This is a genomic window from Rossellomorea marisflavi, assembly GCF_009806575.1.
In the GTDB taxonomy this organism is placed as follows: Bacteria; Bacillota; Bacilli; order Bacillales; family Bacillaceae_B; genus Rossellomorea; species Rossellomorea marisflavi_A.
The window spans coordinates 59095-70947 of sequence record NZ_CP047096.1; the positions used below are offsets into that span (position 1 = coordinate 59095).

Below are 11853 nucleotides of genomic sequence, written 5' to 3' on the forward strand. Positions count from 1 at the left end.
TTAAAGCGCTAACAGACTTGGGACCTTCCCTCCACTGTGTTTCCACAGCTTCTCGAGTACTATGTCCCTACTATCACAACGACAATCTCACTTCGACAAAGCCTTATAGAGATCCTCCACGCTGATAGGCGCATCCTAGAGTCCGTTGCTTTCCACGTTCCAATAAGTTTAGCTCTTCAATAAGCCCTTAGGTGCTTGCTTTGGACCTGTGGGTGTTATGGTCTCTTAGCTGACCATGCGATTTTCATAACGAACATCTTACTTATCGGTAACCCACACCTTTATATTAAGGCATATATAGATTTCTCTATATTCGTTCTCGAGATCCTTTCCTTCGCAAGTTCGTCAGTATAAACATTCTCACCATAGACTTTTTATAGCCCCCCGGCCTATCCATTATCGTATCTCGTTGACGTAGATAAGTTCAGCCGACTTTACCTAGCTTCACACCCAGATTGCTATCTCAAGCTGCGCGTGTAGGAGTTTAGGGAGTTAGTTTCAACCAGCATGATGGCTTCATTCCTAACTTCAACTTATTAGTTATATTCAACTTAAAAAAAGTTGAACCGCTAACTTCGCAGTCAAGGTTCCACTGCTTATATAGCAACGTGTCACACGTTCATGAACTTCATCTACAATCGAAAGATCAAAGAAATTCTTCATTTTCCTTCGGATGTATTCGATGGCAGCAATACGTCTTGGCATTCCTGTAGCTTTAGGATAACTATTCTGATTCAATTGCTCGTGTTTATACAATGTTTGATTACCATGATTAATTGCGTAGAGTAGCTTTTTTTCATGATCAATCCATTCTGAGAATGATGCATAGCGGTTAGGGACTTTTTTAGTCCAAAGGCTTTCCCCACATTCTGAACAAAAAGAATTTTGAGGTTTAGATGAATCTTTATTTCTGCGTCCGCTACCAAACTCAAACTCCTCCATGGTCTTTTTAACCAGAACTTCTTCTTCAGATCCGTCCTCATTTACCACTACGCTTTTGGCTTCAATAATTTGATGTGCTTCTCCGCAGCTTCTACAGTAATAACCAAATCGATAAGGTAGCTCCCCTTCACTTGCCTGCCTTTTCGTTTTTATAAACCTGAAGTCTACAGCCGGAACACTCCTCGAGTCATTCCTCATAGTAGTGAAAGAGACGATAAAAAACGTCGGACGAGTTGGTTTATTCCTCCCAGCAGCTACCCAATTCTGGTGCCACTGGATAAGTGTTGCGGTGTTTTTTATAACATGGATCTCAGCGTCAGGTATAAGCTCTTTAATCTCTAATGGCCACTTCTTCGTTAAAGAGGGCGGGCACATTAGACAAGCAAAATAGCCTTTTTTATTTATTAGTTCATGATAACCATCAGTTATCGCTGTCATCATTGATGACTTACCCGTGCTCATTTGACCTTGGATTATGACCGCTTTTTGTTTTGTTAATCTTTTAGCTATAGCGGTTGATACATGGCCTTGTACAGGAAATAGCTGTCTTGGATAATTATCAAAGTGAGGAAGAATCTCGTCTTTCATTGGATCGTGATCAGGTATGACTTCATCAGAGAGCTTCGTAACCATATCATCTGAGAAAGTCACCATGTAATCCGTGAGAGACTCCAAACTTGAAAGGGCTGAGCCGCTTCCCTTTTTAGGAAATTGCAATGTGCCACTTTGAATCATGTCTGATATTAGTTTGTCTGCTTGCTCTTCCTCAAGATTAATACGAAGTAATGAGATTCCTTCTGGAAACAATCCATGATCAAAATATATGTCCACTTCTTCAATGAATTTCCGACGAATCAGTTCTTCGTATACGGCCATTTTCCAATCATCTAAGATATGAAGACCATACTTAGCTCCACCTAAAAGTGTGGCAACATCTTCTGACGGATTGTTCTCAAAACAGAGGATGTACTCATTATTCAATAATAGCTTTTCATGAACTATGGCCATTGCTTTTTTATTTTGGTTAATCGTGATGGGAAATCGCTCATATGCACCTTTTTCAGCAACAAGACCAAATTCACTTTTGAACTCATAGTTGGTGAGTCCCTTCTCTCCATATCCAAACCGGAAGCCACTTGAACCAATATCCATTGCTGCTTTCATTGCCTGCAAAGTGGAATCACTTCCAGCTAAGATTGACATCAGGATAATTGGTGGTTTGTCAGAGTGTACTTGCTCCAAAGCAAGTCCATAACAAAAGGTACTTTGCCAAGCTTGCTCTAAGTAAACCTCCAACATCTTTGGATTATCTTCTGTTTCCACTAATTTAAATAATTCTTCAGTCATATCGTCCCCATAATTGAAAGGAAATTAATCAATTAAGGGAATCCCCTAATTGATTGTCTCCAATCGAATTAGGGAAGCACCTCCCTTATGTTGTCAATTATAGAACATATGTTCCTGCTTTTGTAGTTATTTTTCCTCAGTCGGTTCCTAGTGAATATGTTTTAATAAACCAATCGTGTGGTTTATCTTTCACAAGCTCGATACAATCACTAATTGCCTCCTGTACCGATTCACTGAAACCTAGAGTCACATCCCCTAATTTTTTTGATTGCGCGGTTATCTTAAAGACAGGTTCTCCAAGGACATCCTCTCCAACGTACCGCACTACAAATGAAACTCCATTCTCTGTGGTTTCGTAGTACCTTTCCATCACTACACATTCGTCCATCTAAAGCACCCTTTCAAACTGTTTTATCTATATAAAAAGTGATATGGATCATACATCCATATCTCTTGGACACCCGCTCAGTAGCTTAATAAACACAAAAAAGCCCTTGAGTCTGATAAATAAATAATCCGAATTAAAGATTATTTACATCAACCTCAAAGGCTGCACTGATAAGTAATAAACTGCTGACTAAACTAGTCGCAAAAAAGTAAGAAGCTAAATATTTAATATGTTTATTATACTCAAATAGAAAGAGTAAAACAATAGATACTTACAGTTTTCTCCTGCAATAAGATTATAATTAACTATGCTACCCACCACTTAGAGTATTTTATTTTCGATACCATTATATATTCTAATTATATTTTGCCGATGAAGAATGATTATTGTTGTGCATATTAATAATGATAGCCCTATCATTATTTCCCCTTCAAATATTAGGCTGAATATGAATAATGTAATACTAGCGAATATGGAACTTAGGGATACATAATAGTTAATTTATCTGGTATGACTAAAGGATTTGAAATTCTCCAATAGTACGATACTTTTCAAATCTATGTTGTATCAATTCATCTGAAGACATTAAACAAAGTTCTTTTAGAGAACTTTTAATTACTTTCCTTATTTCTTGACTTTGTGTATGTATATCTTTGTGTGCTCCACCCTTTATTTCAGGAATCAATTTATCTATTATCTTAAGTTCTTCTAAGTCTTTCGCGGTGAGCTTAAGTGATTTAGCTGCTTCTGGAGCTTTTTCTGCAGTTTTCCAAAGAATTGAAGCTGCTCCTTCTGGCGAAATTACAGAGTACCATGTATTCTCCAACATATGTAAATGGTTGCATAAACTTAATCCTATAGCTCCGCCACTTGCCCCTTCACCAAGAACAATTGATATAACAGGAACCCTCAACCCACTCATTTCAACTAGATTGCGTGCTATAGCTTCGGAAATTCCTCTTTCCTCAGATTCTTTACCTGGATACGCACCAGGTGTATCAATAAATGTAATAATTGGACGATTAAATTTTTCAGCTTGTTTCATTAACCGCAACGCTTTTCTGTAGCCTTCTGGGTGCGGCATGCCAAAATTCCGTTCTATGTTCTCTTTAGTATTTCTGCCTTTTTGTTGTCCTATAATGGTTACTGGGATCCCTTCAAACTTTGCAATTCCACCAATTATAGATTTATCATCACCATACAACCTATCTCCAAATAATTCAAAGAAATCCGTAAATAAAAGCGGGATATACTCAAGTGTCGTAGGACGTTCCTTGTGCCTGGCCATTTGAACCCTTTGCCATGGAGTAAGGTCGCTGTAAATGTTATCTTCAAGTTTTCCCAACCGACTTTCTAGTAAATCAATTTCCATCGACAAGTCCAAATTACTTTCAGATATAATACTCTTTAAATCATTTATTCTATTCTGTAAGTCTTTCATTGGTTTTTCAAAATCTAAAGTCATATTTATCCCCCTCTAATAAAATCTCATTATCTTCTATATGTTTCCTAACAAATAATAACACAAATAGAAAATTATATTTATTGATGAAAAAATCATGAATCATTAGAATGATTCATGATTTTTTAGTTTTTTCTATATGGTTCCTAAATATGGATTTTAAATTTCTTAATTTCTTTTTATTCGCTCCCTAAATGATTAACTCCAACTGACCACTCCCGTTAATTGAAACAGGCTCCATAGAATCAGAAATATACCTAGCTGCCTTTCTCCCTGTATTAAGTATCCTCTTCACAAAGGACGCAGCAATATTATTAGCCAATGCTTTAAACACCTTTCCACAGACAGATAGACCAATCATCTCGTACCTTCTTGTAATTGGTGTGTGGTCCGGAAAGCTAAAGAACTCAGGTATATCCATAATTCTAAAGAGCTCACTTTCAGTTAGGAATCGCCACATTGTTTTATCTTCACTCAGTACATAGGACGAGGAAGCTGAGTGTGATCTGTACCTAGCTGGCACACATGATATTTGTTTGGTATCCTCCGTTACAAATGTTTTGTCTAAACTTCGGTCTATCCAAGCTTTCCTACTGTTGAATGATTCCATCCATTTACCTACGGGTTTCCAATCATATACACCGTTTTTACCATCCAGGAAGTGTTTCAAAGATTTCCTTCGTAGCTTCGGTGGCACCGGCCACTGGAAAGCCTCAAAGAGATCCTCTTCACGAAAACAAACAACGTATTTACGATTTCGAGTAGAAATATTCCCGAAGTCCCAGGATTCTATTTGCTTTTCGCTTATAAATGGATAATCAGGGGCTAATATTTCACGTAATTGATACCAAGATTGTGATTTATAGAAGCCAGGTACATTCTCGAATATTAAGCATGAAGAATTAGCACTTTTGATGATCTTAGCGGTTGCTAAGACTAAGTTTTCCATAACATTTTGTTCTAAATTTCCGAGCTCGGAATGTTGCGAGCATGGAAGTGTTACTAGGCAAACATCTGACTCTACAACCTCTTGTACATCGCGTAGATCTCCATTGAACAAATAGCTATTCGGAAAGTTATGTTTAATAACTTCACAGCTATCTGATTCAATTTCAATCTCCTGTACAGGTACGAAATAGTTCGTGGCTTTAAATTGAGCGGTACCTATACCACAGCCGGCACAAACACTTGTCAACGTAAGGCGCTTATCCTTTTGTGAAGTAATGGTTGTGGTTGTACTAATGTCGTATACCAGAGGTCTAATGATAATTTTACTTTGATTACCTTTACGATATACTGTAATCTCAACCTTATCTTCTAATGATAAAAAAGAATATCTTTCCCCTGCCGTATCAAGTAACGGTCGTCTCATTGCACTTGACCTACTTACCCTTCCGGATACGTGAACACAATGGTCCTCAACAGAATTAGGATGATTCTGCATTATCACTTCTTCTTTATCCTCATCAACGGAAATGTAAATAGGTTGGCCTTCTTTAAAGCCAGCAGCTTCACATACTAAGTGTTGCAAGAAAATCCCTGGCTTTCCGGCTTTTTTTCTTGTACTGTACACCTTCTTAAGAATTGTTTTCATATTAAATGTTCCCCCTAAATAAAATAGGAGCTGCTTATTTTTAGCAACTCCTTTTCACTCAAATTTTATTTACGAAATATGGTTACGAGCCGTACTCATAGCTTTTTGAAAATGTTCAATCATAACACCAACTCTAACTCCTCGATACACCACAGTGTACAAAGTTTTATGGTGGCCCATAAACATTTCGTCAGTTGTGAAAATACTTACACAATCACCTGTTATCTTGTTCCAAACCAACCACTCATTATGGTTCTCTTTTCTAGAAATAATATTTGATCGCATTCTTATTTCCTCCCTTTATTAAACAAGCACTCTACCAATTCATTTACAACAGAGTTCATTTTAATATTTATTTCCTTACGTTCTTTACCAACTGGATAGGCTGCACTATCATTGGTACCTGCAACCAAGTAGTCTGAACGTCTATTCTTCTTTATAAGTTGATCCTCAACCCAGGCTTCAAAACACCTAGCAAAGAGCTCTCTGTTGCTAGACCAGTACTTTCCTTCTTTACCTCGGTCCAAAGCAATTGATGTTCTCATAAACTCGCTTTTATCTGATGGGTAGGCGATCACATCTAATCTCTCACCGGTTTCCTTCTCATGGTACCAAGCAAGAGCCTGTGAAAATTTTTTCAACCGCTTTGTGAATTGACTGTTTAATCTTTTAGTTACCTTCTCTTCATCCTCGAAATACCTAATTTGAGAAAGGGCATATTCTTTCTCATTTTTAAGCTTTTGATGTTTTTTCTTCATTACCTCCAGAATGTTTCCTTTGCACTCTGAGTACATCGACTTCAACTCGCCACCAATTGTCCAACGAGTTTCAAGTCCGTTTTCATTTTGGTAATATGCTATGGCTTCACCCTCTTTGATTTGGGTCATTAATTCACCCATTGCAAGAAGTAATGTTGTAGGAACACCAGCTCCATTATTAGATAGGTCAGAAAGATACCCAAAACCTTGATGGTTTCCACTATGGGATTTCTCGAACAGCATACAATCGAAGAAATGGGCTAGCTCATGTGCAGCTACACCGAGAGACCCTTTTTCTTTTGTGAAATTGATGACTAGGTTATCAGGTTCAAAGTGACCAAGAGCCTTGCCTCTACCTCGTGCACCAAAAGCTATACCTAACTTACCCAAAGATATAACTTCTTCATCTACTTCCAACAAATCTGATAGGTCAACGACTGATTCAGAAAAGCGGGATAAGTGCTCTAATCCCACCCGATCATCAACATAATGCCCAAACTGGCAACCGCGGAACTTCAATCTGGATACGAGGTCTTCTGGCCTTTCTATCGAGTTGATCCTTCCTCCAGTACGATCTGGACGCTCAGGTAGGTTCCTTTGCCATACGGGGCCATTCCCCTTAGTAATCCGTTTTTGTTTTGACTTTATCAAATCATCCCAAGATTTTATCTTAGAGACAATCTTGAGGGTTGAATCTCTACTACTACGCTTTAAAAAGAAGCTGGCGTATTTTTCACCAAGAATTCTAAAATAAGATTCTCTTGCTTTCTCAATATCTTGGTACCTTATCTGTGCTTCCTCTTTTCGTCTAAACAAATATTTAAGCTTGCTTTCTTTGTCTAGTTCTTCAGAGTGCTGTAGTACCTCTATTTTCTCCTGTAGCTCATGGATGAAACTCTTTATCTCCATAACCCCTCTGTCCTCAAGATAAAGCTGTTTGTTCATGGCTGCCACAAACGAACTAAACTGATCCCATGTCGTACATTCTGATAATAAATCTAACAACTGAGTAGACGCTTTTAGGAATGCTGCTCGGCTTGACATATCATTATTTGGAGCCGCTGAGATTCTTTGTATAATTAGTTGCTTACATTTTGCAACTTTTGCGTCGACTCCACGATTTTTCTCATCTTCAAGAGAGAATGAAGAGAATAGTTCCTTTTTAGTGATCATCTCCGCGGCTACACTTGAGGATGTATTCTCCAAATCGCGTAATCGCTCCTGGCTTCTACATTGTTGGAACGATTCCTTCAAAGAGTGCAATTCCTTACGACTGTAAAGAATTTTTTCTCCTACATCGTAAGCTACATTTTTACCGATCTGATTTTCTGTACGCACGTCCTTAACGTCAGGTACTGGCAAATTTGATGATACCTCTTCGAAAATTGATAATTGTGCTAGCATATAAAACCTCTCCTTTTTGATCAATAAAAAGAGGAATCAAAATGGATTAACCATATGATTCCTCTAAGTTTTTATTAATGTCTTATCTCCTTTTCAGGTTGAAATATGACAGTACGTAACTCGCTATATTATTCTTTCCATAGTAACTAACAGGATCTACTGGATACGTAGCCTCCTCATCAATTGTAGGAAAATATATACTAAACCCGTTGAATTCAAAGAATAACCCCAAGTCATTATTATTACGTTCAATTTCCTGGATAAGTTCTAATAGACGGCTTGTAGTTTTCATTGGTCCTGTTTTCATTGGTTATATCCCCTTTGAATTTAATTTGAACTACACTCGCCTTGACTCCTATTTCACATAGAGAGGCTGCTAGTAATTTCAGCTTAGAATCGCTCATAATCTTCTCCTATTTACTGTTAAATAAATTTTTTAATGATTCCACTTGGGCTAATTGCTTTAACTGATGCTTCCCGTTTTGTCCTGGTTGTGACCTTAGTCGTTACGGTCCCATTATCATGCTTCATTTTGTCTTCATTTTTAATTTTAGAGACAATTTCAAGCCCTTGAACGACATGAAGATTATCTCCTTCACCGATAAGTCCATTGACGCCACCTGAAGCCAGTAGAAGGGCCATATTGCCTTGTGCTATTGGCATAATAGGATTACCCCCAATCACAAGCGACTTAGGTTTAGAGCGCTCCTGAAAAGCTTTAAAGCCTTTACTACTCCTGATCGCTTCTGTGAAATCTGATTTGTTACTTAACTTTGTGTAAAAAGTCTTTATGGTTAAAGGGCTAGAAGGTACTAACCATTCATGTTTACCAACTAACATGTTAATTGGAGTAACGTTTTCTGAAATAAATGACTCACTTTGCATCTTCAATAAGAAACTGTAAAGCTTTTCATTTATTTTTTTATAAGCCTCTTTTCTTTTATGGCCAATAAATATACACTGCTTAAAATCATCATAATCTTCATCTGAAAAGCGGAGGATACCGGCTTGTTCAAAGTGAGTGGCTAAGTATCTCGCTATTTTATTATCAGAGAACCGGTAAGAAGGGATAACATAAACTATCACTCCCCCTGGCTGAAGATATCTAGCATTCCGAACTAATTCTAAGTACTCTTTACGATCTGCAGAATTATCGATGTCTCCTTTGATTGCAAAATCATAAGGGGGATTCAGATACAATAATCCAAATGAGTCATTGCTGATCACCATACTCTCAATAGGGGCATTTATGCAATGATTCAACGCCTCTTTTGCTTTATCCGCCCTTCCTTTATCTAACTCAACTCCATAAGTAGCGATGGATACTTCCTGATTCGCTGAAAGCTGTTTGAGTATATCTCCTTCTCCGCATGTAGGATCTAATATGCTACAACTAGAAGGAAACGATAGGATCTTTTTTAAAAGTTCACCCTGCCTGGTTGGTGTAGCAAAGAAACCCGCTCTTAACTTATTACCTAAATGACTCATAACGTTTCCACCCTTATTAGTTTGATAAATAGAAGAAGTGCTACTTCAAAATGAAATAGCACTTCTTTAAAACACTTATTCAGTTAATTGATTCAGAACGGTAAATCATCATCAGAAATGTCGATCGGCTGTCCATCATTTGCGAAAGGATCTTCATCTACTCGAGTATAATTATTGTTCTGCTGCCTATTTTGATTGTTATATGAAGTTCTCTGGGACCCTTGGGAATTGTTATTTCCCCTTTGAGAATTATTGGACCCTGCATTCTGAGTTGTTCGAGGTTCTAGAAATTGCACAGACTCAGCTACGACCTCTGTCATAAACACTCGGCGCCCATCTTGCCCTTCAAAATTGCGTGTTTGAATTCTTCCATCAACACCAGCCAGGCTTCCTTTCTTAAGAAAGTTCGCAGCATTTTCAGCAGGACGTCTCCAAACAATACAATTAATAAAGTCAGCGTCTTTTTCTCCAGCTTGGTTAGTGAAATTTCTATTCACTGCCAAAGTAAAGGAACAGACTGCTACTCCAGATGGCGTATATTTCAGTTCGGGATCCTTGGTAAGTCGCCCCACTAATACAACTCGGTTCATGCCGGACATTTAAATTTCCCCTTTTTAATAAATTCAATTACCTCTCTCTTTTTGGTCAACCGAATCCAATTAGTCTTCTAAGTCAAAAAAATAATTCATTAATGAATTCCATCTTGATTTAAACGACTTCCTTGAATAAGATTTGGTTAAATTGCTACCTAGATGGTACGTGTCTTTCTCATCGTAGAATCTCCAAGCAACCGTGTCTCCAGTTGCTTTCTGCATACAATCCACGAAACCTAGAATTTCAGGCACCGCTTCATTTTTGGTAAGAGCTTTACATCTGTAGAAGCGCTTAGATCCGTCTCTAAAGATTAATTCAGCTTTTACCTTACTCCTTTGCGGAATAACTCTCATTGCTATACGTTGTTCCTCTACAACATCCTTTTTACCGCCTAATAGTTCTGCTAATTGCATTGTCAAAAACACCCTTTCGAAAGTTTTTTTGCGTAAAACGCAAAAAGAGCTCTTCGAAACGTCTAATTACATACTAAGTAAAGTATGTTAGACGCTCCAAAGAGCTCAAAAGTTAAATTTTAAACCGCTAACCCAAGTTGGTTGCCAAAAAAAGATAAGAGAAAGGTAATATACTTACAGTATAACGAACATATCTATTTTACTCAAGTCATTATTGGTTTAGTTTGGTATTTTTTACGGCAGCTCTATATTATAGACAAATTACATATTGGCTGCTCTCTCTACTAATGCTTTTTAATGTACTCCGTCCGGACGATCAATTTTTGATAATGTGACCTTACCTGATTCTTTATACAGAGCACCAGAGTCTATGCTTGTATACGAACCGAAGGCAATTGATAAACCCAGAACTATTGCAATTAGTTTCTTTTTCATTCTATACCTCCTTTAATAATGTCATTTATAGATTAACATACATTTCATTTACAAGAATATTTTACTATTATTAATATACAATCATCTCCCATTGGAGAGTAGGAGTGATCAATTATGAATATGCAACCAGCTAATTTTGGTAAGAAAATTAAAGATACACGTAAGTCCTTAGGTCTAACCCAAAAAGAGCTCTGTGATCGTGTCTGTACTCAGGGGTACCTCAGTAGGTTAGAAAAAGGAGAATATGCCCCTACATTGCCAGTTTATTTTGGATTATGTAAGAAGCTAGGTGTAGATCCTGAATCCTTCTATAAGTCTTCAGAAATGATGGAGCAGGATGACTATGTTAAAGAGGTTATTTTTGAGATTAGAAAGGCAGCATCTAAAAGGGATTACCACTTCATTTTAAAAAATGTAAATATTGAATTGTCTAATCCTGCGTTCCAAGGTAATAAGGAAAGACAATTTTTATTATGGCATTTAGGAGTAGGAAAATATTATTTACAAAAGGACTTTGAAGGTGCAATAAATACGCTAGATGAAGCTTTAACTCTTTCCAACAGGAGATCTGGAATCATTTATGACTATTATCTAGAAGTTCTACTTAGTAAAGCAATTATATATAGTGACGAAAAAAAATATACCGATGCTCTAATGATCTATACAGAGGTGGAACGCTCTATTAATAGTCACATGGAGGTTGATGACTCTAAATTTATAGTAAGGTTTTATTACAATTATGCCAGATTAACCAATATGCTTAAAGATTTTACCCATACAATCTCATTAGTGAATAAAGGTATAGAGTTATGTTTAGATAATGAATTCATCTATCTTCTTGGAGATCTCCATTATTTAAAGGGTATAAACTTCTATGACATGGATTCATACGAGGATGCCCACATTTCTTTCCAGAATGCCTTTTACAGCTATAGTTTAATAAATCATGAGGTTTTAGTCGAACGGTCTTTAAATGCCCTTAAAGAGACACAGGAGAAATAAAAAAAGATATTGCCCCACATTTGTGG

At 37.2% G+C, this 11853-nt stretch carries 12 protein-coding genes; 1 reads left to right on the forward strand and 11 read right to left on the reverse strand.

Annotated features, from left to right (window positions below; translation table 11 throughout):
• Positions 1–546: 546 nt before the first annotated feature.
• The 11 genes from D5E69_RS22960 to D5E69_RS23005 form a co-directional block, all read right to left on the reverse strand.
• Positions 547–2289, reverse strand: a complete 1743-nt coding sequence (locus D5E69_RS22960; RefSeq protein ID WP_159130462.1) for a hypothetical protein — start codon at positions 2287–2289, stop codon at positions 547–549.
• Between the two features lie 136 nt (positions 2290–2425).
• Complete coding sequence (locus D5E69_RS22965) at positions 2426–2677, reverse strand: hypothetical protein (protein ID WP_159130463.1); 252 nt, start codon at positions 2675–2677, stop codon at positions 2426–2428.
• A gap of 321 nt (positions 2678–2998) precedes the next feature.
• Positions 2999–3178: a glycerol-3-phosphate acyltransferase gene (locus D5E69_RS24120; RefSeq protein ID WP_488473447.1), complete on the reverse strand. Its 180-nt coding sequence runs from the start codon at positions 3176–3178 to the stop codon at positions 2999–3001.
• Between the two features lie 13 nt (positions 3179–3191).
• Positions 3192–4142 (reverse strand): acetyl-CoA carboxylase carboxyltransferase subunit alpha, encoded by a 951-nt coding sequence (locus D5E69_RS22970; protein WP_159130464.1) that lies wholly within the window; start codon positions 4140–4142, stop codon positions 3192–3194.
• Positions 4143–4329: 187 nt separating this feature from the next.
• On the reverse strand, positions 4330–5733 hold the full coding sequence (locus tag D5E69_RS22975; RefSeq protein ID WP_159130465.1) for a DNA cytosine methyltransferase: 1404 nt from the start codon (positions 5731–5733) through the stop codon (positions 4330–4332).
• A gap of 287 nt (positions 5734–6020) precedes the next feature.
• Positions 6021–7895: an LPD1 domain-containing protein gene (locus tag D5E69_RS22980; protein ID WP_159130466.1), complete on the reverse strand. Its 1875-nt coding sequence runs from the start codon at positions 7893–7895 to the stop codon at positions 6021–6023.
• Between the two features lie 82 nt (positions 7896–7977).
• Positions 7978–8202, reverse strand: a complete 225-nt coding sequence (locus D5E69_RS22985; RefSeq protein ID WP_159130467.1) for a hypothetical protein — start codon at positions 8200–8202, stop codon at positions 7978–7980.
• 116 nt (positions 8203–8318) lie between these two features.
• Positions 8319–9383, reverse strand: coding sequence for a DUF6094 domain-containing protein (locus D5E69_RS22990; protein ID WP_249931636.1), 1065 nt, complete (start codon positions 9381–9383; stop codon positions 8319–8321).
• 92 nt (positions 9384–9475) lie between these two features.
• The gene (gene ssb / locus D5E69_RS22995; protein WP_159130537.1) at positions 9476–9973 is read right to left on the reverse strand and encodes a single-stranded DNA-binding protein; all 498 of its coding nucleotides are present in this window, start codon (positions 9971–9973) and stop codon (positions 9476–9478) included.
• 69 nt (positions 9974–10042) lie between these two features.
• A complete protein-coding gene (locus D5E69_RS23000) occupies positions 10043–10390 on the reverse strand; it encodes a DUF6018 family natural product bioysynthesis protein (RefSeq protein ID WP_159130468.1) in 348 nt (115 codons plus the stop codon).
• Between the two features lie 294 nt (positions 10391–10684).
• On the reverse strand, positions 10685–10825 hold the full coding sequence (locus D5E69_RS23005) for a hypothetical protein (protein WP_159130469.1): 141 nt from the start codon (positions 10823–10825) through the stop codon (positions 10685–10687).
• A gap of 114 nt (positions 10826–10939) precedes the next feature.
• Between D5E69_RS23005 and D5E69_RS23010 the strand changes: the two genes are divergently transcribed.
• A complete protein-coding gene (locus tag D5E69_RS23010; RefSeq protein WP_159130470.1) occupies positions 10940–11827 on the forward strand; it encodes a helix-turn-helix domain-containing protein in 888 nt (295 codons plus the stop codon).
• The last annotated feature ends 26 nt before the right edge of the window (positions 11828–11853 follow it).

What these genes read in the sequence shown, in the direction of transcription:
- D5E69_RS22985 (WP_159130467.1), bottom strand. Translation starts at nt 8,202, where the DNA reads ATGAAAACAGGACCAATGAAAACTACAAGCCGTCTATTAGAACTTATC.
- D5E69_RS22970 (WP_159130464.1), bottom strand. Translation starts at nt 4,142, where the DNA reads ATGACTTTAGATTTTGAAAAACCAATGAAAGACTTACAGAATAGAATA.
- D5E69_RS22990 (WP_249931636.1), bottom strand. Translation starts at nt 9,383, where the DNA reads ATGAGTCATTTAGGTAATAAGTTAAGAGCGGGTTTCTTTGCTACACCA.
- D5E69_RS22960 (WP_159130462.1), bottom strand. Translation starts at nt 2,289, where the DNA reads ATGACTGAAGAATTATTTAAATTAGTGGAAACAGAAGATAATCCAAAG.
- D5E69_RS22975 (WP_159130465.1), bottom strand. Translation starts at nt 5,733, where the DNA reads ATGAAAACAATTCTTAAGAAGGTGTACAGTACAAGAAAAAAAGCCGGA.
- D5E69_RS22980 (WP_159130466.1), bottom strand. Translation starts at nt 7,895, where the DNA reads ATGCTAGCACAATTATCAATTTTCGAAGAGGTATCATCAAATTTGCCA.
- D5E69_RS23000 (WP_159130468.1), bottom strand. Translation starts at nt 10,390, where the DNA reads ATGCAATTAGCAGAACTATTAGGCGGTAAAAAGGATGTTGTAGAGGAA.
- ssb (WP_159130537.1), bottom strand. Translation starts at nt 9,973, where the DNA reads ATGAACCGAGTTGTATTAGTGGGGCGACTTACCAAGGATCCCGAACTG.
- D5E69_RS22965 (WP_159130463.1), bottom strand. Translation starts at nt 2,677, where the DNA reads ATGGACGAATGTGTAGTGATGGAAAGGTACTACGAAACCACAGAGAAT.
- D5E69_RS23010 (WP_159130470.1), top strand. Translation starts at nt 10,940, where the DNA reads ATGAATATGCAACCAGCTAATTTTGGTAAGAAAATTAAAGATACACGT.
- D5E69_RS23005 (WP_159130469.1), bottom strand. Translation starts at nt 10,825, where the DNA reads ATGAAAAAGAAACTAATTGCAATAGTTCTGGGTTTATCAATTGCCTTC.